The organism is Vibrio jasicida 090810c, assembly GCF_002887615.1.
Classification (GTDB): Bacteria; Pseudomonadota; Gammaproteobacteria; order Enterobacterales; family Vibrionaceae; genus Vibrio; species Vibrio jasicida.
Genome location: NZ_CP025793.1, coordinates 1,787,446 through 1,808,965, shown reverse-complemented (window position 1 = coordinate 1,808,965; position 21,520 = coordinate 1,787,446). Strand labels below are relative to the sequence as shown.

21 protein-coding genes, 1 pseudogene and 1 riboswitch are annotated in these 21,520 nt (G+C 44.8%); of the genes and pseudogenes, 4 read left to right on the top strand and 18 right to left on the bottom strand.

The features are described from left to right. The first annotated feature begins 178 nt into the window (after positions 1 to 178). On the top strand, positions 179 to 556 hold the full coding sequence (locus C1S73_RS25570; protein WP_038867315.1) for a hypothetical protein: 378 nt from the start codon (positions 179 to 181) through the stop codon (positions 554 to 556). 82 nt (positions 557 to 638) lie between these two features. Continuing rightward, positions 639 to 1,238, top strand: coding sequence for a thiol:disulfide interchange protein DsbA/DsbL (locus tag C1S73_RS25565; RefSeq protein ID WP_038867316.1), 600 nt, complete (start codon positions 639 to 641; stop codon positions 1,236 to 1,238). A gap of 60 nt (positions 1,239 to 1,298) precedes the next feature. Here the strand turns inward: C1S73_RS25565 and C1S73_RS25560 are convergent, their stop codons facing one another. The 10 genes from C1S73_RS25560 to C1S73_RS25515 all read right to left on the bottom strand — a co-directional run bounded on the left by C1S73_RS25560 (position 1,299) and on the right by C1S73_RS25515 (position 9,262). After that, positions 1,299 to 1,544, bottom strand: coding sequence for a hypothetical protein (locus C1S73_RS25560; RefSeq protein ID WP_005433479.1), 246 nt, complete (start codon positions 1,542 to 1,544; stop codon positions 1,299 to 1,301). A gap of 154 nt (positions 1,545 to 1,698) precedes the next feature. Next, a complete protein-coding gene (locus C1S73_RS25555; RefSeq protein WP_038867317.1) occupies positions 1,699 to 2,145 on the bottom strand; it encodes a DUF3429 domain-containing protein in 447 nt (148 codons plus the stop codon). A gap of 11 nt (positions 2,146 to 2,156) precedes the next feature. Next, positions 2,157 to 2,702 (bottom strand): glutathione peroxidase, encoded by a 546-nt coding sequence (locus C1S73_RS25550; RefSeq protein WP_038867318.1) that lies wholly within the window; start codon positions 2,700 to 2,702, stop codon positions 2,157 to 2,159. 110 nt (positions 2,703 to 2,812) lie between these two features. Then, complete coding sequence (gene ribB / locus C1S73_RS25545) at positions 2,813 to 3,469, bottom strand: 3,4-dihydroxy-2-butanone-4-phosphate synthase (protein WP_005433496.1); 657 nt, start codon at positions 3,467 to 3,469, stop codon at positions 2,813 to 2,815. Between the two features lie 174 nt (positions 3,470 to 3,643). Continuing rightward, a riboswitch (FMN riboswitch) is annotated at positions 3,644 to 3,784 on the bottom strand. A gap of 122 nt (positions 3,785 to 3,906) precedes the next feature. Continuing rightward, positions 3,907 to 4,524: a PGAP1-like alpha/beta domain-containing protein gene (locus C1S73_RS25540; RefSeq protein ID WP_038867319.1), complete on the bottom strand. Its 618-nt coding sequence runs from the start codon at positions 4,522 to 4,524 to the stop codon at positions 3,907 to 3,909. 59 nt (positions 4,525 to 4,583) lie between these two features. Further along, positions 4,584 to 6,440, bottom strand: coding sequence for an MFS transporter (locus C1S73_RS25535; RefSeq protein WP_038867320.1), 1,857 nt, complete (start codon positions 6,438 to 6,440; stop codon positions 4,584 to 4,586). A 182-nt stretch (positions 6,441 to 6,622) separates the two neighbouring features. Then, positions 6,623 to 6,982 carry a hypothetical protein gene (locus C1S73_RS25530; protein ID WP_038867321.1) on the bottom strand — a complete coding sequence of 120 codons (360 nt, stop codon included), beginning with the start codon at positions 6,980 to 6,982 and terminating at the stop codon, positions 6,623 to 6,625. A gap of 10 nt (positions 6,983 to 6,992) precedes the next feature. Continuing rightward, positions 6,993 to 7,730 carry a helix-turn-helix domain-containing protein gene (locus tag C1S73_RS25525; RefSeq protein WP_038867323.1) on the bottom strand — a complete coding sequence of 246 codons (738 nt, stop codon included), beginning with the start codon at positions 7,728 to 7,730 and terminating at the stop codon, positions 6,993 to 6,995. Position 7,731: 1 nt separating this feature from the next. Next, entirely contained in the window at positions 7,732 to 8,385 is a 654-nt protein-coding gene (locus C1S73_RS25520; protein ID WP_038867324.1) for an HD domain-containing protein, read from the bottom strand. Positions 8,386 to 8,491: 106 nt separating this feature from the next. Next, positions 8,492 to 9,262, bottom strand: coding sequence for a hypothetical protein (locus C1S73_RS25515; protein ID WP_038867326.1), 771 nt, complete (start codon positions 9,260 to 9,262; stop codon positions 8,492 to 8,494). 535 nt (positions 9,263 to 9,797) lie between these two features. Here C1S73_RS25515 and C1S73_RS25510 point away from each other — a divergent pair. Then, positions 9,798 to 9,980 carry a hypothetical protein gene (locus C1S73_RS25510; RefSeq protein ID WP_009704791.1) on the top strand — a complete coding sequence of 61 codons (183 nt, stop codon included), beginning with the start codon at positions 9,798 to 9,800 and terminating at the stop codon, positions 9,978 to 9,980. Positions 9,981 to 10,031: 51 nt separating this feature from the next. Here the strand turns inward: C1S73_RS25510 and C1S73_RS25505 are convergent, their stop codons facing one another. The 6 genes from C1S73_RS25505 to C1S73_RS25480 form a co-directional block, all read right to left on the bottom strand. After that, entirely contained in the window at positions 10,032 to 11,309 is a 1,278-nt protein-coding gene (locus C1S73_RS25505) for a cytosine deaminase (protein WP_038867327.1), read from the bottom strand. Positions 11,310 to 11,318: 9 nt separating this feature from the next. Then, positions 11,319 to 12,557, bottom strand: coding sequence for a cytosine permease (gene codB, locus C1S73_RS25500; protein WP_038867329.1), 1,239 nt, complete (start codon positions 12,555 to 12,557; stop codon positions 11,319 to 11,321). Between the two features lie 940 nt (positions 12,558 to 13,497). Then, positions 13,498 to 14,844, bottom strand: a complete 1,347-nt coding sequence (locus tag C1S73_RS25495; protein WP_038867331.1) for a magnesium transporter — start codon at positions 14,842 to 14,844, stop codon at positions 13,498 to 13,500. 74 nt (positions 14,845 to 14,918) lie between these two features. Further along, entirely contained in the window at positions 14,919 to 16,241 is a 1,323-nt protein-coding gene (locus C1S73_RS25490; protein WP_038867333.1) for an ABC1 kinase family protein, read from the bottom strand. Between the two features lie 101 nt (positions 16,242 to 16,342). Further along, positions 16,343 to 17,566 (bottom strand): HlyD family secretion protein, encoded by a 1,224-nt coding sequence (locus tag C1S73_RS25485; RefSeq protein WP_038867336.1) that lies wholly within the window; start codon positions 17,564 to 17,566, stop codon positions 16,343 to 16,345. Beyond that, positions 17,566 to 17,892 (bottom strand): MFS transporter, encoded by a 327-nt coding sequence (locus C1S73_RS25480; protein WP_005433326.1) that lies wholly within the window; start codon positions 17,890 to 17,892, stop codon positions 17,566 to 17,568. Before C1S73_RS25480 ends, C1S73_RS25485 begins: the two co-directional genes overlap by 1 nt. A 107-nt stretch (positions 17,893 to 17,999) precedes the next feature. Here C1S73_RS25480 and C1S73_RS25475 point away from each other — a divergent pair, with 107 nt between their 5' ends. Further along, positions 18,000 to 19,001 carry an AraC family transcriptional regulator gene (locus C1S73_RS25475; protein ID WP_038867338.1) on the top strand — a complete coding sequence of 334 codons (1,002 nt, stop codon included), beginning with the start codon at positions 18,000 to 18,002 and terminating at the stop codon, positions 18,999 to 19,001. 70 nt (positions 19,002 to 19,071) lie between these two features. Here C1S73_RS25475 and C1S73_RS25470 read toward each other — a convergent pair whose 3' ends face one another. Both C1S73_RS25470 and C1S73_RS25465 read right to left on the bottom strand, forming a co-directional pair. Then, positions 19,072 to 19,761 carry a VV20781 family protein gene (locus C1S73_RS25470; protein ID WP_038867476.1) on the bottom strand — a complete coding sequence of 230 codons (690 nt, stop codon included), beginning with the start codon at positions 19,759 to 19,761 and terminating at the stop codon, positions 19,072 to 19,074. 12 nt (positions 19,762 to 19,773) lie between these two features. Further along, positions 19,774 to 21,309, bottom strand: a pseudogene (locus C1S73_RS25465) (hypothetical protein). Positions 21,310 to 21,520 lie beyond the last annotated feature (211 nt).

Here is a 21,520-nt window from a genome sequence, read left to right as displayed (position 1 = left end):
TGTACAAAAACTGATCTAACTATTACTCAGGTTTCATAGTGATTTCAAGTTTTATTGGAATCGTAGTCGGTAACGAAAGTAAGAATCTTCTGGTTTATGAGGGTGTTACTCATCGGATAACTTGTATGAAAGAGTGGATTCTGTATGATGAGTATTCACCATATTTTAAAGAAGTTGTATGTTGAGTTTTAATCGTACATTAATGATGACAATGCTTTGCTTGTTGGCCATGCTGCTAACTGGTTTTGCGTCAAGTGTACGTGCGGCTACGGCACCGATTGAACATCATACGTTACAAACGGCTTCTGATGACTTTCATCATCCATTAGGTACTGAACGAACGGATTGTGTTGAGTCTCATCAAGATGTGCATGTCTTAGAGAAAGGACAGCAACCACATACCAGTTGTACCTCTTCATGCCTCGTTAAAATTCCCACGAACCTTTTGCAAGATGAACAGATACAACTCCCTCATCGTCTTGCTTTGATCGACAAAGCGCTCACACCGAAAGCGGTGCTCGTTATTTATAAGCCTTACCGTCCTCCAATTGTTTGATTCCCGCCTCAATCATTGACCAGCCCAACTGGCGTTTTATTTATTAATGAGAATGGCACAGGTGTGCCTAAAGGAATCAAACATGAAAAAGCTACTCGCGCTATGCAGCACCCTTTTATTGGCATTTACTGCCCACGCAGCACAATTTGAAGAAGGTAAGCACTACAAGGTCTTAGATGTAGACAAGGCCAGCAAACCGACAGTAACGGAATTCTTCTCTTTTTATTGCCCCCATTGTTACAAGTTTGAAGCAGTGATTGACAACATGAAGCCAGCATTACCGAAAGATGCAAGTTTTGAGAAAGTTCATGTTGCTTTTATGGGCAGCGATATGGCCGTTCCAATGGCTAAGTCATACGCAACAATGGTGTCTTTGGGCGTAGAGAAGACGATGGTACCGGCGATGTTTGCTCAAATTCATCAAAAGCGCCAAGCGCCAAAAGATGAAGCTGAACTCAAGCAGATTTTCGTTGATAACGGCGTCGATGCGAAGAAGTTTGATGCGGCTTACAACAGCTTTGCCGTTAACTCAATGCAGAAGGGCTTTGATAAGCAGTTCAAACAAAGCACATTAACGGGTGTTCCAGGTGTATTGGTCAACGATAAGTACATCGTTATCCCTAATGAGATTCGTACTTATGATGAATACAACGAGTTAGTTAATTACCTACTGACACTATAGTTTTTGAGAAAAATAAAAATGGCGACCATCGAGGTCGCCATTTTTTATGTTCATTTTGCGTTAGCGAAGCACAGCCGTACAAGCTGCGGTTGGCATATCAGTCATAAAGATCGCATTTGGATAAAACAAGCTAGCAACAGTGACGGCAACGTTACAAGGCTGAGCGATGGTGGTTTTCACTACGTTGTTAAGAACCACTCCGGTGGTATTCACCGTATTGACCGCAGCCTGTTGTGCTTGATAAGACACGCAACCTGCTGTTGCATTGATCACTGCGGTACTAAAAAGAAGTTTACGAAAAAACATATTCATATCCTTTGTGAATGCTTTTGAGATACTTATATGACCATCCATTCATAATTAAAACAAAACGGTGTTCAAAATTACGCACACTTCACGAAATGAACATTGTTTTATATAACTTGATGAGTTTTGTGATCTGGTAGGTGGACAGACCAGTTTAAGCAATTAAAACCAACCCATGCATAAGTACCACACCTGTCGTGAGCTTGCCTCGCATCATCTGATACCCTTTTGGCTCTGCCTCTTTTTCTACTCTTCGAATCAGCTTTTCTGCGTACCAAACGGCAATGTAGCCAGCAGCCAATAACAGAGTCGCGATGACATAATGCTTGTTGCCTTGTAGCAGCGCTCCCCAAGCAAGCAATACGAATAAGTTACTTAGCACTAAGGCATTTCGACTCAATCGATGGTAGAAATGATCAATGGCGTTTCCCCAAAGTACCCCGGAAAGAAAACTCAAAATCACCGCACTGTAAGCAATAAAAAACTGCTCCCCTGATAAGTTAAACAAAGTCCTTTCTGTAACGATGAGAACCAAGCTGAACAGAAAGGGCAGCAGTCCTAAATAACCCAATTGCAGCATTGTCTTACGTGTGGTCGTCATGGCAGCCTTCCTTAAAGTTGCTGTTCAATCATGTTAGTAAGCGTAGTACTTGTTGGAGAGGTTGAACTTGGGAAGGTCGCAACGACTTTACCTTCTTTGTTGATCAAAAACTTGTAGAAGTTCCACTTCGGAGTAATGCCCGCTTGAGTACTGATCTCGGCGAATACTGGGTTTGCATCCTCGCCAAGAACAGAGGTTCGCGCCATCATAGGGAAGGTAACACCGTAGTCGAGATAGCAAATTTTAGCGGTTTTTTCTTCACTGCCACGGTCTTGACGAAAGTCGTTACTAGGAAAGCCCACAACGGCAAAGTTTTGATCTTTGTAAGTCTGATGCAACTGCTCTAATTGCTCGAATTGAGGGGTAAAGCCGCACTGGCTCGCGGTGTTCACTACCAGTAGCGTTTTGCCTTTGAAGGCGTCACACAGCTCTATTTCTTCCGTTGAATTTAAAAGTCTTTGCTTTCCTTGCAAGATATCTGGACAGCTCGATGCAAAAGCCAAAGAGCTGGTGGAGAGTAGTGTTGCGGTAAGTGCGCTGCGAGTGATTCCCTTCATGATGTTGATTCCTTTTGTTTTTACTAAGTATAACTACTCGCAAAGGAATCAAATCGATCAAAAAAGCCGCTGAGTTCAGCGGCTTTTGGACTAGGGCAAATACGTGTTGATTACGCTAGCTTCAAATCAAATTGATTACGGTAAGCAACCATGTCTTCTATGGTCAGCACTGGCATGTTGTGTAAACGACCAAACGCGACGATCTCTGGTGCTTTTGCCATGGTACCATCTGGGTTTGTCACCTCACATAGCACACCTGCAGGCTGTAGACCGGCCATTTGCATCAGATCGATAGTGCCTTCTGTGTGGCCACGACGAGTCATGACGCCACCAGGGCGAGCACGCAAAGGGAATACATGACCAGGACGAGCTAAGTCATCTGGTTTTGCATTTGGGTTTGCTGCTGTTTTGATGGTTGTTACACGGTCAGCGGCAGAAACGCCAGTTGTTACGCCTTGCTTCGCTTCAATAGAAACCGTGAAAGCCGTTTGGTTTGCGCTGTTGTTGTTCACAACCATTGGTGGCAGTTCCAATTTGTCTGCTTGAGCGTCTGTCAGGCATAGGCACACAATGCCGCTGCATTCGCGGATCATCAGAGCCATTTGCTCATTAGTCAGGTGCTCTACGGAATAAATGATGTCGCCTTCGTTTTCACGATCTTCATCGTCGAGAAGAAGCACGCCACGGCCTTCTTTTAATGCGATAAGTGCGTTTTCAACGCGAGTAATTGGGTCGCCAAATTCGGCAAGTAGTGATGACTGATTCATGGTTAACTCCTAAATATCACCAGAATCAGGGCGGTATGAGGGATCGTCACATTCTATGCATGCACTGAGTCACCAACTGTAAGATGACACAAACCCACGCAATAAAAAATGCGATCCAAAAAGAAGTGCACCAGTGTTCATCAACACAGAACGTTGAGGAAACCGCTGATGTTTTCTTATTCTCTTTCATCCGGACTATAACCGTCGGCTCTGGCATCTCACCAGATCTGCTGACCTCGACGAATCGAGCGCTCGCGGGCTCACTCAAAAGAGTATACCGCCGGTGGGGAATTTCGCCCCGCCCTGAGAACATTGAATCCAACCAATATGGTTAGAAGTAAAAAACTCCGACACTCAAATGAGTGGTCGGAGTAGAGATAGTACTGCGAACGCCTTGGCTTGAAAAGTAGATTGCAACTACTTGATGGAAAAGTGCGCTATCTGCTGAAGTGATCAGTTTTGATAAAGTGATCAATCTGAGCAGGTACATAGGTGTTGTAGATAAGACTAGTGTGAGTCTGTTTCGTCTCTATATGATCTTGCATGCCTTCTAAACGTGTTTCATCTACGGTCACTGTGCCATCAGACATTGTGTTGTCTTTGTGCATGAGAATTGGCCTTGCGCCAATGCCCATAGTGCCTGCGATGCTGCCGAGTTTTTGTGGGAAAGTCCAAACATCTTCGTGCTTGTTAAGGCCGTGATACGGTGAGTTACCAAGCATCGCACCGAATCCCAAATCTTGAATGCGAGTGACGATAGATGCGCCTTTCAGTGGTGAGCCAATTGCGATAACGTGGGACACCAGACTTGTCGATGGCTTTCTGTTCGCGAGGTATCGTTTAATCATCAAACCACCTAGGCTATGACCCACCAACACATTTGCAGTGAGTGGGTTGAGCGCATTGTCGATCGAATCAAACAGCGACTCTTCGTTAATTGAAACCGTGTTGTAACTCAACACTTGGGTCTCGTAGCCCAGTTTTCTCAGCTTTTGGCTAAGAGGCTGCATGACCAGCCCATGCATATAAAGACCATGTAAGATGATGATTTTCATAATACCGCCTAGATTTATGACGTTGATTTTATCCTACTAGATTCTCCACGAGACTACTGTCAGCGAATTAGCAAATCTTGCACTTCTTTTTGTAACAAATGGCGATCTAACGTGGTTGGTTGCAATAGCTCACCAATATTGACTTCGATACGAGACCAGAAGCGAGTAGGGCGCTTCGTTAACGCGTGTCCATTTTTGTGGCTGAAGAAAGAGCCCCATAAGCCTTTTAGCGCCATCGGAATCACAGGTACAGGTGTACGCTTTAAAATCTTCTCAACACCCGGTCGGAACTCGCCCAGTTCGCCATTTGAGGTCAAGCGACCCTCTGGGAAGATACAAACTACTTCATCGTTATTAAGCGCCTGCTCAATCTGTTCGAAAGCTCTTTTGTAAGTCTCTGCGCATTTGCGTGGCGAGCAGATTGGGATAACACCGGCATGACGAAAAACATATTTAAGAACAGGCAGTTCACTGATTGACTTGTCCATCACAAATCGAACTGGGCGGGTTGATGTACCCATTAGAATCAAAGCGTCTACATAGCTCACATGGTTTGCCACAATCAGCGCAGCGCCTTGTTCTGGAATATGCTGACGACCGGTTACCGAAACTCGATACAGACAGTGGCTCAGCAAGTAGCTAATAAAGCGCTGAGTAAACTCAGGTACTTGACGGTAAACGTAGATAGCCACGATGAAGTTACCGACTGCCAAAATGGCAAATAGCTCAACAATAGAGAACTCTAAAACACTTAACACCAAGATAGAAACTGCAGCGGAAGCGACCATAAACAGTGCGTTCATGATGTTGTTTGCCGCAATAGATTGAGCACATTCGCCTTCTTCTGAACGCGATTGGATAAACGCATAAAGGGGAACAATAAATACGCCTCCGCTTACACCAACCAAGAACAAGTCGGTCATTACTCGAATATGTGAAGATTGGGCAACAAAGCTTTGTACATCGTAATACTGACTTGGGAAAGATTCGATTGCAGGTACTGCCCATAGTAGGTCGGCACTGAAAATCGTTAAGCCCAAAATGCCAAACGGCAGAATACCCAGTTCAACTTGATTGAAAGACAGCTTTTCACATAACCATGAGCCTGTCGCGATACCAACTGAGAAAAGAGCCAACAACAGAGAAACCACAGTGCTGTCTGCAAATAGGTGTTCACGAGCAAAATTGGGGAATTGAGTCAGATAAGTCGCACCCATAAACCAGAACCAACTGATCGCTAGAATTGACATCCAAATACCGCGTTGTTTTTGTGCCAGTTTGAGTGTTTTCTTCAAACCAGTAATAGGTTCGAATTTTACTTTGTCATTTTTCTTACTTGGCAAAGAAGGGATGTTTGCGCTGCTTAAAAAGCCCAGTAATGACAGCGTAATCACAATGCAAGAGGCGATAAGCATACCATTTGGAATCGCAAGCAACAGACCTGCGCTTAATGTGCCAATCAGGATAGAAAGGAAAGTCCCAATCTCAACCCAAGCATTGCCTTTCACAAGCTCATCAGATTTTAGCGCTTGAGGAAGTAGAGCGTACTTCACAGGGCCGAAGTAAGCCGATTGAGTACCAGTCATGAAGAGTAGAACCAGCATTAGAATGGCACTCTGCGTCATGATAGACGTCGCAGCGCAACTCATGATCACTAATTCAATAAGTTTTAAGCGGCGGATTAACTTGGCTTTGTCCATGTTGTCGGCAATCGCACCAGCGTGGGCTGAAAACAGAAAGAAGGGAAGAATAAATAAGCCAGCCGCAAGGTTAACAAAGAGGTCGACCGACATCGGTAGTGAGTCAATTTGGCTGTAGGTTACCATCAACAAGAGAACATTCTTGTAGATATTGTCGTTCAGTGCACCAAGGCACTGAGTCACGAAATAGGGGAAGAATCGTTTAGTGAGAAACATGCTGGCTCCGTAATTGCAAAATCGCGTTGAGATGGGAGCACTTTAAAGGCTTGGCTTTGGGAAGCCAGTGTGAAGAAAAGAGTTACGTTATGAGAAACCAAAAGTAACACTTTGCGATACTTTTGGTTTCATTAATTTGTGATATCGCACTGGTTGGTGCTTTCATACGTTACGAAATGAGCTTAGTGTCGAAACCAGACACTGAGCATTCTCAATGTGACAAACAGAATAAAACCAGAGAGTCCAATAAAGCCTAATGTCACCAAATAAAAGAACAGGCGCACCAAGCGAGCTTTCATTCGTTTGAAAAAACCGAGGCTCGGCGTAAGTTCAGGAACATGCTGAAAGCTTGAGATCATCACCCAAGCGGCAAGCGCCCACAACGCCGTTACGCCACTCGGAATAAGATAAGACTCCTTAACCACATCAGAAAGTTGCAGGAGTGTGGCAATGAATACCGCAAAACCACCAAACGCGATGAGCATGAATAAAGGGAGAATAGGTCTCGTCTTGACCGATAGGCTTTTGAGTTTATCGAGCATCAGGTAGTACCTATTTGCGTTCCCAAGGGTTAAACAGCGGGAATGTCCAACGACGCATCGCAATCACCAGAGAGGTTCCGTGCTTCTCGTCCATATCCAGTGAATCGTCGTTCTGACAGATCTGATAAAACTCATCAATGACCTTTTGTAGCTTTTGCTGCATCTTCTTGTTGGTTGGCAAGCTCATTAAGCCCGTTGCCATCACTAGCTTTTCATCCTCAGCAGAGAAATAGCTCTGGAAGAAAGCTTCTTGAACTTGTTGCTGGAAGAAACGCTGAATAGGGCCACCTGTGTGCCACTTGAAAGTCGGGGAGATACACAGACGAATCTTGTTACCTGGCAGCAAGTCGATGATATTGAGACGGTCGAGTTGGGCGAGCTTTTGTATCAGCTCTAACTCATCAAAGGTGTATTGCTTGATGATTTGTTCGAAGCGATAACCATTGACCACACAAACCGCAACCAACAATAAGCCTTTATCTTCAACCAGCTGTTTTTCTTGTTCTAGCGTGAGCGACTCCAACCCTTTGTTGTGCGCTGCTGCCAGTTTAAATAGCTCTGCCATTTCTAACCCAACCAGCTGACAGATACGCTCCAAGCGGTCGAGGCTGATTTGACTGCCTTCTGCCAATAAGCGTTTTACCGAGCCTTCGCTCAGTTCCAAGTGCTGCGCGACATCGATATAGTGTAAGCCAGATTGCTTGAGTTGGCGTTTGAGCTCTTTAATTAGGTCGTGACTTTCCGACATATTAACCTTCTACTTCTTGGCGCAACTGCTCTAGGTAAGACTGCATAAACGCTTTACGCTTCAAACCTTCTTCATATGCTGCTTTGGTGTTCATCGTCTCGACTATTTTAAACAATTTGGTTTGGAAATGATCGATGGTGAATCGTTTATCTTCCAATTCTCGATGCTCTGCAAACATGTCCTGTTCGTTATATAAGGCAGCATCAAATAACGTGCTCACTTGAATACAGCGTGTCACACCAATTGCACCAAGCGCGTCTAAGCGGTCTGCGTCTTGGACGACCTGAGCTTCCAACGTATTTGGTGTAATGTTGGCGCTAAAGCTGTGAGATTCGATCGCGTGGGCGATAGCGTCATGGTACTGAGCAGGGTAGTCGATGCTTTCTAGAAACGAAATCGCTTTGGTCGCCGCAATCGTTGAGCTTTGTTTGCGGTTCGGGTGATCTTTTGGATAAGTAAAGCAATCGTGCAGATACGCAGCAGGTAATACAACGGCTAAATCTGCGCCTTCTTGTTCTGCTAGCTGACGAGCGGTTTTGACTACGCGTTGTACGTGACTGAGGTCGTGAGCGGCATCAGTTTGCATCTCTTGCTGCATAAACTGTAGGAACTGGGGCTCAAATTGGCTGAGCTCTGCTAGGTTGAGTTGAGACATGGATTTCTTCTAAAAAATAAAGGCTTAGACAGAGTATGCCTAAGCCTTTATTAAATTGCCAAATGAGACGTTGTTATTGAGATGTTGCGAAGAAAGCCTTGTTGTTTTACAGGGTGCGAGTGAATCGGAACGTTTGTATTTTTTGTTCTGCTCCGTCGATGTAAGCGTAGCTATCGATGGTCCAAACGTTTGGACCTGCAAAACCTAGCTCGACACGCACATCACCCGTCGGAATACCTTGGTAAATGACGTCGTTAATGTTCATCGGGTAGAAGTTGTAGCGATGGTTTTGTGATTGTTGTTCACCAGCAAAAGCAACCGATACATCTTTTGCTTCATTGGTCAGCGTCAATTGGTAGCCTGCTTGTGGATCGAACGTGAACGCGGCATTAAGGTCAACACCTTGCGAGTTGGTCACCTTAACATTTGCTTCTGTTGTTTTTGCTAGCGAGCCGTGTGCCGACAGACCTTCTAAACCTTTGAAGTTGCGATTGTGGTTCTGGATATTTACGTTCCAATCACCTACAAAGTTATCGATCTCTTGCCACTGTTGCGGGGCATTGGTTGCTGCTGTGTTCTGACCACCGTTAATACCACTAATCGCGTCATTGCGGCTGTCGTGGCGAATGTTGTCACGGTTATTGTGAATATCCGCGCCCGCACCGGCGACACCACCGGCGACACCACCCGCAACTGCGCCTTTCACGGCAAGCTCAGCATCCCCCGTCAAAGCGCCCATCGTCAGACCTAAAAGTGCACCACCTGCAGCGCCTTGTTTTGTTAATGCGTTTGGATCATCTTCTCCCGGAGTCACGCATCCTGCAAGTAGGGGAAGAGATAGCGCTGCGACCAATGTAGTTTTGTTGAAAATGTTCATGTATTTTACTCCGAGATGTTTGGTTCGAAGCTATTATTGAACGCTGTTTGATTAGGAATCTACTTATCTCGCTGATAACCGACAGTTATCACGCAAAAGTTTTGTTTGCTATAAGGCTCAAAATTTTTCTGTTTGGCTAGATTTGATGGAGACAAAGAAAAGGGTCAACATTGCTGTTGACCCTAGGTTTTATTTTATTCTTTATTTTATAAGCACTAATTTTGACGTTGTTAGTGTTAAATCTGTGTTTGGGCGATTTGCAGCATTTTAGTATAAAGCTCAACTAACTCCCTAACTTTAGTGTTTGTTACGAAGGAGTGCAAATATTTATTACGCAAATTGTCTATATTATGAAATTTAATTTGAATGCAATTCACAAAATTTCACATTCAAAAACACATTCAAACCATGAAGTGTCTCAAGTTTGAGCCCACCATAATTAGGATCTATCTTTCATGATCCAGATCAGTATTGATATCTCTTTAGAGGGATAGCATTCACGCGAAAATTGATAATTATAAATTGAGTCCGAGATATGCAGGATTTATATGAGCTAGAACGTAAGTTGGTGGAATACGGCGCAGATATGAAAGGCTTAAAGGTTGTACCTGCCATTGTTGATGAAGATGGCAAGGTTGTTTATTTAGGGAATACACCTTCGTTGCTAAGGAATGTCATTAGTTGCCGTAGACACCTAACACAGCGCGTGAAGAAATAAAAAAAAGGGTCTGATTCAATCAGACCCTTTTTTTGTTTAAAAGCTCAGTGATTAGCGTTTGTAAGTCACTTGCTCTTGCTCACCAAGGTGAATGTGTGTTGTCGCAAGCTGTGTTTCTGCAATCACTTTACCGTGACGAACAGAGTAACGAACTGGCACCTGACGACGTACTGCGTCAAAACCATTTTCTGCAGGAAGAATCAGTAAACTACCTGGCTTACCTGTTTCAATGCCGTGCTTGTCTTGAATGTTCAGTGTACGTGCTGAATTCGTGCTGATCAGATCCAGTGAGTTATTGATTTGGTCGTAACCCATCACCTGACACACGTGCAGACCCATATGCAGCACTTGTAGCATGTTTGCAGTGCCTAGTGGGTACCAAGGATCGAAGACATCATCGTGACCAAAACACACGTTGATGTTTGCATTCAGCATTTCTTTCACACGAGTCACACCACGACGTTTCGGGTAATCATCGAAGCGGCCTTGAAGGTGGATGTTCACCAATGGGTTTGCAACGAAGTTGATGCCAGACATGCGTAGCAGACGGAACAGGCGAGATGCGTAAGCACCGTTGTAAGAGCCCATAGCCGTTGTATGGCTTGCAGTTACCTTGTGACCCATGTTGAACTTGTGCGCTAGCGCAGCAAGCGTTTCAACAAAGCGTGATTGCTCGTCATCGATCTCATCACAGTGTACGTCGATCAAACGGTCGTATTTCTGTGCCAGTTCGAAAACGTAGTGTAGAGATTCAATACCGTACTCACGAGTGAATTCAAAGTGAGGAATCGCACCAATAACGTCAGCACCCAACTGAACCGCTTCTTCTAACAGTTCTTTGCCGTTCGGGTAAGACAAAATACCTTCTTGCGGAAACGCAACGATTTGAATGTCTACCCACTCTTTCATTTCTTCACGAACTTCTACCATCGCTTTTAGGGCAATTAGGGTAGGGTCAGAAACGTCAACGTGAGTACGAACGTGCTGTACGCCGTTTGCAATTTGCCACTTAAGCGTTTGCTTCGCGCGTGATTTCACATCTTCAATCGACAACATCTCTTTGCGCTCAGCCCAACGCTCAATGCCTTCGAAAAGCGTACCTGAAATGTTCCAGCTTGGCTCACCGGCGGTTTGCGTTGTGTCTAGGTGAATGTGAGGCTCACAGAATGGAGCGACAGCCATGCCGCCCTCTGCATCAAGCACTTCACCTGTGTAATTTAGCTCTACATTATTGTCTTCAATACGCTTGAATTGACCATCCTCAATCAAAATTTGCTGGAGACCTTCCTGTCCCTTTAGCGTTGCGTTCTTGATCAATAGTGTTGTCATGATGGTTCCTTACGCTGGCTGCTGTGCCAGTGTCTTTTTATTAAGAATAGGATTTAGAATCAGGTAGCTGATTGTGCCGCCTAGTACCGCATTCACAGGCACGATACCCGGAAGGAAGTGACCTGCTGCAACACCAATCGCCACAGCGATAATGCCAGCCCAGTTAACCGTTTGGAACTCTGCCGCTGCGAAATTTGTGTAACGTTTACGGTTCATGAAGAAATCCGCAATGATTACGCCACCAATTGGTGGAATTGCAACCGATAGGAAGGTTAACCAGCCTACAAAGTTATTGTACAACCATAGTGCACACAATGTACCTACTAAACCGTTCGCCATTGAGATGTATTTACTTGGCAAACCAGTGATGTTGGAGAAGCCCAGGCCAGATGCGTAAAGCGCGTTGTCGTTGGTTGTCCAAATATTCAAGCCAAGAACGATGATAGCTGGAATAAGAAGACCTTGCGCGATCATCACTTCTGAAATGTCCGATTGACCTGTTACCGCTGCACCAGCTGCGCCGAAGATGAACATCAGTGAGTTACCGATAAAGAACGCCACCATGGTGACCATCACTGCGCCTTTTGGCTTTTTGCCGAATCGAACGAAGTCTGCGGTTAACGTACCCGCACTGACAAATGAGCCCACTACCATAGCAAGAGCGACAGAGAAATCGATTGGTTGCGAAGGTTGTACTTTTTGAAGTTCTGCTACGCCACCAACGCTATTTACTGCTTCCACTACCGAGTAACCGCCCAGTAGGGCAATTGCTGGAACTGCAATCGCCGATAACACCATAAGTGCAGAGATACCAAAGTAAACCGTTGCGGTCATGAGTAGACCAGAAATGATGATAAGCGTGTTTGTATCGATGCCTGTTGCCTTGTTCACTGGAATCGCAAACATCGCTACGCCAACACCAAACCAACCAACTTGTGTGCCGCCAAGAAGTGCGGAAGGAAGCCAAGAGCCTTTAGAGCCAAAAGAGAAACGAGCAAGGAGGTGAGTAGAGAGACCAGTAGAAGCGCCGATGTAACCGAGGAAGGAAGTGTAAATACCGAGGATGAGGTTACCGATGAGAACAGCGAGGAAGAAATCGTCAAAAGAAAGGCCAGTACCGAGCGAACCGCCCGTCCACATACTTGCGGAGAAGAAAGTGAGTCCCAACATAACCATGGTTAATGAAGCAACGCCCTTTCTGGCACTGTTAGGAACTGGTCCTAGACTGTAGTTATTGTCTGCAGCCATTTTTACCTCCGCAAAGAAAATTAAAACTAATTATCGATCCCAATTTCTGGGCAAACGGCGCGTATTATCGTGATGTAAATCTCATAGTCAATGAGTTTTTTGTCATTTAAACGTTTACTTTACGCTTTTATGATTTTAAGTCCTTTATAAACATGAGGTTATAATTTATTTGTGGAATGAAAAAAATCCAGTTTCTACAATCTACGGTGGGTAAATATGTAATGAAATCGTTATCATTTGGTTTGTGGTGGTATTTAAGTTGATTTTGTATGTTTGCTTATGAATGTATGAAATGTTGGTTTTTTGGCATCAAAAGCAACCGTTTTCTTTTAGTGGGTGTTCTACTTTGTTCATAAATCAAACTTAAATTATGGAAGCTGAATGTAATTATGATGCCTTAGCGTTCAAATGTTGCTGAGTTGATTGTTTTAAGTGGTTTTTGTTTGTATTTTTCTTCATGTAATCGGTTGTATTTTTTTTGTTGGTTACGCGTTGGTCAATAGTGGAATGGTGAAATAGCGATTTTCTGATACAAAAGAAGATAGAAAGTAATGGAAACGAACTGGGTTGATGAGCATTTATGCCCGCCTAGAAAGTATTTTCTATGAGAGATAGTTGAGTTCTGAATGGCTGGGGCGGAAGTGAAGATGAACGTACAAAGTACAGATAAAAAAATAGCCAACCGCAAAGAGTGCGATTGGCTTATATACTTGTGAACAAAATTAAGTTCACTAACAACGTCAGTTGGCTAGGTGACCCTCGGCTTAAGAAGGGTCAGTCATACTAATGCAGTTAGTGTGCCAACTTTATAACCGCCTAAAAATCGCGGTTTCTGTGACATAGGTTGCCTAAAATCCCTCGCTTATTGCAAAATGCAATTTCGTTTTGCAATTTGTAATTATAATGCTAATGATGAATTAATTAACTAGAGCAATCGTTTTTACAACATTACTAGGCTTGCTGTTCCTAAAAAAGCGAAGAAGCCGACCACATCTGTCACGGTAGTCAAAATGACGGAACCAGCTAAAGCAGGATCGAGTTTCAATTTATCCAGAACAATAGGGATCAAAACACCAAATAGGGCTGCTGTTATGATATTTACGATGATAGCTAATGCGATGGTGCCGCCCAGTACGGTTGATTGGAACCATAAACCCGCCAGCCCACCGATGATCAGCGCCCAAAGTAGGCCGTTCAAAGAACCAATACCAAGCTCGTTTTTCAAGAGTGCAAAACGGTTACCCGGAGTGATCTGGTTTAACGCCATAGCGCGAATCATAAGAGTAAGTGTCTGACTGCCCGCGATACCACCCATAGAGGCAACGATTGGCATGAGAACGGCGAGAGCAACCACTTGTGAAATAACATCTTCAAACAACCCGATAGTGACAGAGGCTAAAATAGCGGTTAGCAAGTTGATGCCCAGCCAAACCCCACGCTTTTGAGAGCTTTTTAATACCGGAGCAAATAAGTCATCGCCTTCATCCATACCCGTACCAGCCATTAAACGCGCTTCGTATATTTCACGCTGTGTGCTTAATGCGAATTGCCAATCCACTTCACCTATTAAGGTTTGGTCGGTATCCGTTACTGGCAACGCTGGCAGGGGGCTATGCTCCAACGCTTCTACGGCCTCAGATAATTCCATTTTACTGTCGAGTACTGTGACGGTTTCTATCGCTAAGGTTTTAAGGCGAACGTCTTCCTCACTACGCAAGATTTCATAGTAGTTCACCGCGCCACGAAATTGTTTCTTACGGTTGATGAGATACACCTGCTGCGGTGTGTCGTAACTGTAACGCTCCATTAGGCGTCGAGCTTTGCCAACCGTGATATTAAAAGGGAGAGTGATGATCTTACGCTCAGCCCAGCGGCCAAGTTCTTCGTCTTCGTATTCGTTGGCTTGATCGTAGAGGTCGAGTTCATCTTTCTCAATCAACTCTAACGCTTCATTGATAAACTCTTCAGGCAGAGAATCCGCCCATTCGATCAGAGATAAGTTATCTAGCTTGGCTAAGGTAAGCTTTAGCTCAACTTCAGAAAGTGCTTCGATGATCGAAAGACGTACTTCTGCACGCATTTCGGTTAGTACATCGATGTGCAACTCCATAGGCAATGCGCGCCACAATCTCACACGATCATCGATCGGAAAGGCTTCGAGAATCAGCGCAACCGCACCGGGTTCGAGGCCGCATTCGATAGAATCATTGAGAGCGGTGATTTGCTCCGCTTCTTCTGCTTGGACAATTTGTTCAATTAGAGTGGAAAGGTCTTGAAACTTACTCAACGAGCACCCCGACAGTCAGATTATTCTTATAGGCAGCGGATCAAGGTACTCGAAAGTAGCAGAAAAACAATAGCCTATTCGTCAATAATCTGTAGGTAAGGTGAGACCAGTTGGCGAATGTTTACTTTTGCGCCAATACGAGCGGCGAGCAAGTACATACCACCGATTTTTCTGTGCAGGAATAGTGCATCCGCTGGTGGGGTGTGCCAGTACTCTTGCTCCATGCTTAGAATGGTGCCGGCTTCTCGGAGTTTCTGAGCTAGGCCACTGGCTTTGAAATCATAGGGCTCATCAACCAACATGGGTTCACACGCCATTTTAACTAAGTCGAGAATTGCTTGGCGCTGTGCTGGCAGGATGGTTTGGCTGAAGAAGCCAATCTGTTCAAGCGCGTCATTCAAGCCTTGTTCGTCATTATTCACGACAGATGCAAAGGCTTGGCGGTAGCCAGTACTAAATCGTTCGCTGTATTCGCGAGTCGCCCCAAAGTCTAGCAAGCCGATTTGACGAGTGTTTTCGATATATAAGTAGTTAGCAAAGTTTGGGTCGGTTTGTACCATCTTGAATTCGAACAGTTCTCTGAACAGTAATTCGAGTAGGCTATGCATGACAAAATCTCGCGTACTCTGATCATAATGTTCGATTTGCTCAATCGGACTACCATCAATGAATTCCATCGCGAGAACGGAATCGGAGCAACTTTCAGTATGGATCTTTGGCACAACAAAATGAGGGTGCTCTTTCAAAGCGTCATGATAACGAATGGCAAATTGCGCTTCTCGTACGTAATCGGCTTCATCATGCAGTTGCTTTTTCGCTTCTTCGAGCAGTCCTTTGTAGTCGACGGACTCCGGAATCAACCCAACGACTTTGAGTAGTGTGCCGACATTATCGACGTCGCTATCGATACTTTTTCTTATGCCTGGATATTGCACTTTGACGGCTAGATTATCACCTGCATCGCTATAAGCCTGATGCACTTGTCCTATTGAGGCGCTGGCAATAGGCTTAAAGTTAAAGGAGAGGAACTCGGCTTTCCAGTTAGCACCAAGCGAACCTTCCATGACGCCGTTCAGTTGCTTTGCTGGCATTGGGTCTGCGTTGGAGCGAAGACGGGAGAGAATATCGGCGAGTTCAGGTTCTAAAACATCACCAGCATCCATTGACAGCATTTGACCGAGCTTCATTGCAGCACCACGTAAGTGCGCTAGTTGGTCGGTTAAACGCGCGATGTTCTGCGGCGTCAGCAATAGGTCTTTCGCTTTTGGTTTGTTGCCTTTGGCGATCTGCTTCGTGCCTTCTGCAATCACATTGCCTGCGACACGGGTAGCAAGTGAAGCGAACTTGCTGAATCTTGAGATGCGATGGGTGGGTAGGCTTCTTTCCTTTGCCGACATGAATCTTCTCCGTTGTTTACTAACCAATTGTTATACGGGAAAAGTACGTGCTTGGATACAAATGAAAAGAAAACCGCCAGCGGAACTGGCGGTTTGTGAGTTTAGATAGAGTAGAAGAAGTACAGTTGAGACTTCATTCGGATGATGATCCCGCGAATCACATCTAAGAAAGCCATGAAGCCTATCGGTTTTTCACCGCTGACCCATGCGAGGCCAACAGAGCCCACAGGGATGTCGTAGCCTTCTGGCTCATCAATCTTAAGACGAACAAAGTGGTGTTTGTTCTGCAAGTTTTTACCAGTTGTCACGCGAACAGAGTCATCGAAACCCATTAAGTTACCTTGTGATTCACCTGTTGCCTCAACAATACCTTCAACGGTTGCTGAGAAGATCTTACCAGGATAAACCGAAGAGGAGAATTCCGCAGGTTGACCCGGTTTGACGTTACGAATCGCTTGGTGATTTACTCGCATCAGTACGTACTTCTCGTTGGTGTACATATTGATACGTGGCATCGCCGATACACGCTGACCCTCACGGAGGATAAAGTTTGTCACAAAGCCATCGCTTGGTGCGTGCACTTTGGTGCTGTTTAAGTCCCATTGTGCTTTTGCAATTTGCTCATTGGCTTGGCGTAATTCTGCTTGCTTAGTCTCAACCGCTAACTCTGCTTTATGAATCGCCAACTTTGCTCGTGAGATATCGACTTGTTTCTTCTTTATTTGAGATTCAAGCGTCAACACGTTATGGCGAGCCATATCGACAGTGCTCGATTGTTTATCAATGTCGCTTTCCGTGATGGTGTTTTGCACCACTCGGTTTTGCTCAACATAACGATCGAGCATCTTTTTCTGCAATTTGTGGTCAACTTTCGCTGCTTCCAACTGACTCTTTGATGTTTCTAAATCTTGAACAAGCGCTTCATGGTTCGCTTCTTCTATGGCGATGTCACCTTTCGCTGTTGCCAGAGCCACTTTGGCAGAGTCCGCCGATACACGTGCTTGATTCAGTGCGATTTCATATTGCGTTGGGTCGAGTTCGTAAATGAGCTGACCTTTCTCAACTTGTTGATTTGGCTTGATGTATATGTGGTCAACTTTGCCCTTCACGTTAGTTGAATCTGGGCGCAATTGAACATGAGGAGATTGCACCACTGAACCGCCGGACAAATCCATCGGAGTGAAGTTAATCAAGCCCACCCATACGAACATCAGCCAACCCAAACCGCCAAGGTAAGCGAACGATTTGGTCGCTTTGTTCCAAGGCATACCGACTAAACGGAGCAGATAGATGAAGAGTGCCCATACCGCTAAACCTTCTAACATTATGCCTCCTCTTGTGGCTGTGTTTCTGTTTGCGGTTTACTTTTCCATGTATCACGCAGATTGATGATGGCTTTTTCCATATCAACGAATGCAAAGATCACGGCTAGCACCCATACCCAGTGCCAGACAAATCCTATCCAGGTGAGGGCAGTGATAAGCCCTATCTGATGATGGTCCTTGCTGTGCGCCTTATTAATAGGCAACTCATGGATTTTCCAAAAGCCGTAACACGCGCCTGCAACACTCGCGATTAAAACGACGGCAGCGACAACATGTAACGCAGTATCTGCGCCTGTTCCGACAAATGGGACACTCAGTAAACTCATTAAACACTCCTCTATCAAACTGTCGGCTTATTTTGAGCAGGAATTGAAATGGATGAGTCTTTGTGACACATTCAATCACTACAAGATGAATTTTGATGTGATTGGTTATGAAAACAGTTCGATTCATTCGCGCGATGGGCATTTTAAACATGCATAACCTTGCGTTATCTAAATACAATTTGACGTCTGATGAGCTTGGGATTCCGTCTTCAGTCTTCCATAACCCTATGACCTTGATTCCGTTGAAAGCGGTCAGTGAATGGTATCAACGGATTGAAAGGATGAGTGGTGATCCAGACGTAATATTGAATGTCAGCCGAGATATCGATTTGCAAAAACTTGGACCTGTTGGACGTTGGTTGTTTTCTGGTAATGATCTAGCCAGCACGATTCGACGTGTGAACTATGGCGTGAGTAACCTTCAGTCTGGGGCGTTCTTTGCTGGAGCACAATCGGGCAAGATCATTAAGTGGACGTACGACAATCCCTTTATTGATACCAATATAAAGGTTCACGATAGTATTCGTAGCGCCATTTTTATGATTAAAATTCTTCGAGAATTTCTAGGTAAAGATTATAAACCGCTTCGCGTATTGGTTTCTGGTTCAAGGAAGAATCATGATTTGTATAAAGATTATTTCGGGTGCGATATCGATTGGAGCCAACCCAAGACAGAAATATGGATTAACGGTGATGACCGTCTTGCTTCTCGGCAGGTAACTCATCGTGAAGACAACCGTTTAGCGATGAGCTTTTCCGACTTGGATGATTTGCTCAATATGCCCGATCCAGAAGATGAACTGAAAGTGATATATGAAGTGGTGCACTACAGCAGTCATTACGGGTTACCAACGTTAGAGCGAGTATCTTCTCTGCTTGGTTTATCTGATCAGCAGTTTCAACGCCGTTTGCACAAATTAGGGCTCAACTTCTCGACGGTATCAGGCTATGTATTGAGTAATGTTGCGGCAGGGTTATTGAGCAAACGCGTGAGTATTGATGATATTTCTGTACGCCTTGGTTATACCAATGTGGCGAGTTTCAATCGCATGTTCAAAAAACATCGTGGTTTGACTCCAAAGCAGTACGCGGCGCGCCTAGAAAAATAGCGTGACAAATCATGTATTAACAAAAAGCCCTCTAGGTTGAGGGCTTTGGTTCTTCTATGTTGTTAAGCGCTTATTCTTCGGAACGCCAGCTCAGTGCGCTCGCAACGGCACCAATAGCCACCACGTCTTTTTGTTGATCGCTAAGCTCGGGAAGCATTTGCACTGCGATTGTACCGTTGGTTTGTACCGCAGCAATTTCTTGTGTGCCTTGCTTGAAGCTGTAACCCAATGGAATATCTACCGCCATCATTGAATCAGGGCTTGTGTGCACGGTTTCTACGTTGAAGTGCGTGTTGCCAACGCGAACGCTGCCAGTCTCTTTCTTTTCTAGACTGATATCGATCAGTGCCGATTTTGGCTTCATTGCAAACTCACCGACTTTGACACCGTCTTGGGTGATTTGGCACGTGTAAGGGTCGTTTCCACCAAAATCAACACCCATGTAGTTCACTGACATACCGCCACCTGTGCAGCTCAGTAACCAGGTTTCGCCGCTGTCTACGCGAGTCACTTCTGCACCCATTGCGCCTTCTTTGAACGAGATGCGATTGAACCAGCTTGAGTTCGAAGCACTGCGCGAGTATTTACCTTTGTACTTACCGGCAAAATCAAATCGACCATCGGCTCCGAATCCCCAAAAATCGCCGTCGGTTTTTACCAACATTTCTGGTTGCGCTTTTACTGCATCAGTACGATCCATGACGGCAAGGCCACCACAGCCAACAAGGAATAGGGGAGCAAGTAGAGTAAGTTTCTTCATGTTTTTCATTGTTTATAGCTTCGTTACGTCTAAAGTTTGGTCGGTGAATTGGATGTTCTGAATGTCGTACAACTCATCAGAGCCTGTGCTAGGACACTCAACAGTTACATTCTTCGCTTTGATAACGATACATTCCGCCAGTTTGTGTGGCACGATGTAGGTGTTGATGCCTCCTTCACCGTAAATACTGTTATCTTTGTTGTTGCCTTCGAAGGTGTTGTCTTGATCGTTACCGATGACATTGATTGCTTGGTCGCCAACGATCTTTATCTTTGTGAGCCACTGAGATTTGTAGGTGTATGCTTCTACCAAACCGTCTTTGTTTGGTGCCATACGGAAGGTAGGCACTGTGCCTGGATTCGTCTTCTCCGTGTAGAGTTTGACGCCAGCAGAGTCGATGTTCGCGGTGTATTGCAAATATCCGTGGAATAAGCCGCTAATCCAATCAACCGCTTGCGGGTCTTGGCTTTGCATTTCCTCACGCGTTAAAGCTTGGTAGCCGTCTAGGCCTTGCCCGTTTGCTTTTGCTACACCCATGTAAGCTTCAAAAGCAGCAGCAAAATATTCATGAGATTAAGAAGGGCCGGTTTGCTTAACACGCTCCGGGTCGAAGTCGTCCGACTCCCAATCTTCCCAGTCTCTTTGTGTAGGACGCCACACGGTGGGCTTGCCAGCTTGCATATCGGAATAGATACTCAGTGCATGTGCTTGAATGCCGTTTTGCAGTGACGAAGTCGATGCGTTAGGCGCAATGCCTTGCGCTTGAACCAAATGTAGAATCTCTTCAAAAGCAGCGTCTCGGTCAGCATGCTCACCCAGATTAGCGCAGTAATCGGCAAAGTTGCTCATGTAATGGCAATCGCCTTCAACGGTCAATTCGCGATACATTAAAGATTGACTGTTCATCAACCAGTTTGGTGTGTCTGCGCTGTTCATTAAGGTTGTTGCAATCGAATCGACAAGTGAATCTAAGTCCTCTTCGCTAAGTGCCATCATGTCTTCCACAAACTTTTCTAAAGAACTGGTATCAAAAGTGTGCGTTAGACCTGAATCAGCAATTGCGTGGTTCAACTTGCCTTGACGAATAAGCTCACTGACGAAAATTTTTGTCAGCATCTCATCATTTTGATCGTCGTTTTTAGTCAACATCAATGTCGCGTCACGTGCTGCTAGTGTCTTAGCGATGCGAGATTTGTCGGTACCGTATTTAGAATTCGGTTGGGTTGTGAGTAGGTGCTGGATAATTTTTGCGGCACGAAAGATTTTTTCATTGTTCACACCATCGTCAACCGCAACAATATGAAATGCATCATCATTGTTGGCTTCAGAAAGCGAGATTTTTACATAGTGGGTGAAGCCAGCATCAGCAGCTACCTTCAACTCAGTAGGAAACGCTGTAGAAACGACATTAGGGATGATAACGGTGCTCAATACTGGGGCTGGTGGCGTAGTCGTTGTCGATGTTTTCGAGCTGGAGTCACTACCACCGCAAGCCGTAAGGCTTACCGCGCACAATATTGCCAAAGGGGATAATTGAGCGAATTTCATTTTTTGTATTACTCACTGACTGAAGGTTCGCCCGAGAATCTATGAGTAACAGGAATTTCTGTCTATATGGGCAAATGAAGTCATAACTGTTGAGAATGAATTCTTGTAAGGTTTTTAATTCGACTAATCTAAAATAATAATGGATTTATATGTTAAATTTGCATTAAGTTTTAGCTTAAAAATCTTTTTAATCATAATTGTGTGGTTGGTA